The sequence below is a fragment of the Mesorhizobium sp. M1E.F.Ca.ET.063.01.1.1 genome (genome assembly GCF_003998155.1).
In the GTDB taxonomy this organism is placed as follows: Bacteria; Pseudomonadota; Alphaproteobacteria; order Rhizobiales; family Rhizobiaceae; genus Mesorhizobium.
The window spans coordinates 1-977 of sequence record NZ_RZSC01001278.1 but is presented as its reverse complement, the minus strand read 5'-3'; the positions used below and the strand labels follow the sequence as shown (position 1 = coordinate 977).

Below are 977 nucleotides of genomic sequence, written 5' to 3'. Positions count from 1 at the left end.
CCTCGATGGGCTGCTCGGTGGATTCGACGTTCCGGTCGCTGGCGGCACCAGTTTGTTCCGCTATTTGTCTTTCCCCGATGCTTCAGGGCTGTTTTCGGCGCTTGGCGAACGCGGCATCCTGCTCCGTCATTTTGCCGACCGGCCACAAGCCTTGCGGGCAGGATTGCCTGGCAACGAGGCGGAATGGCAGCGCCTTGAAGGCGCGCTTGCCGCCTGGGCCTCGCGGCGCGACGATGTGCCGAAGGAGATCGTGCGATGATCCATGTCTGTCCGCTGTCGAAGATCGAGGAGACGGTAGCCAGAACCGGCGCCGAGCGGCTGCTCTCGCTGCTTGCGGCAGGCACCGAGGTTACCCGCCCGGCTTCGATCCTGGCGGAAAACCACCTGCATCTCATCATGCACGACATCGCCGTCGCGCAGGAAGGCATGACCATGCCGGGCGAAGAGCATGTTCGCGCCTTGCTCGACTTTGCCTATCGCTGGGACCGGGCAAGGCCGATGGTCGTGCACTGCTATGCCGGCATCAGCCGCTCGACAGCATCGGCCTATATTATCGCGGCGGCGCTAGCGCCCAAGCGTGACGAGGCGGAGCTGGCCAAGACGCTGCGTTTTCTCTCGCCGTCAGCGACGCCCAATCCGCGGCTTATCGCCGTCGCGGATATGCTGCTCGGACGGGACGGCCGCATGATCGCGGCGATCGAAGCGATCGGGCGCGGCGCGGATGCCTTTGAAGGGACGCCGTTCGAGCTCACCATTGAAGATTGAGCCGGCGCTTTCAGCTACGACAGCCAGTCGGTTAGCTTTGCCTTACGCACATCCCTGACCAGGCTGATGAAGCCGTCGGCCTGATGCTCGGCGGTCAGCCTGCCCTTGTCGGCTGTTGCGATGCTGGCGTCGCCGACCACGCCGTTCGGGTTGAGGTCGCTGGCGATCCAGGCGAAGGCATGCGTTCCGGTGTGGCGCAGCAGAGTGAATTC

The 977-nt window shown here is 64.3% G+C and carries 1 protein-coding gene and 2 pseudogenes; 2 read left to right on the top strand and 1 reads right to left on the bottom strand.

Going from position 1 to position 977, the window contains the following annotated elements:
* Positions 1 to 259: pseudogene (locus EOA29_RS37920) on the top strand (threonine-phosphate decarboxylase); the annotation flags it as partial.
* Positions 256 to 765 carry a tyrosine phosphatase family protein gene (locus tag EOA29_RS37915; protein WP_126093245.1) on the top strand — a complete coding sequence of 170 codons (510 nt, stop codon included), beginning with the start codon at positions 256 to 258 and terminating at the stop codon, positions 763 to 765. The pseudogene EOA29_RS37920 and the gene EOA29_RS37915, both read left to right, overlap by 4 nt.
* 14 nt (positions 766 to 779) lie before the next feature.
* Here the strand turns inward: EOA29_RS37915 and EOA29_RS37910 are convergent.
* A pseudogene (locus EOA29_RS37910) lies at positions 780 to 977 on the bottom strand (creatininase family protein); the annotation flags it as partial.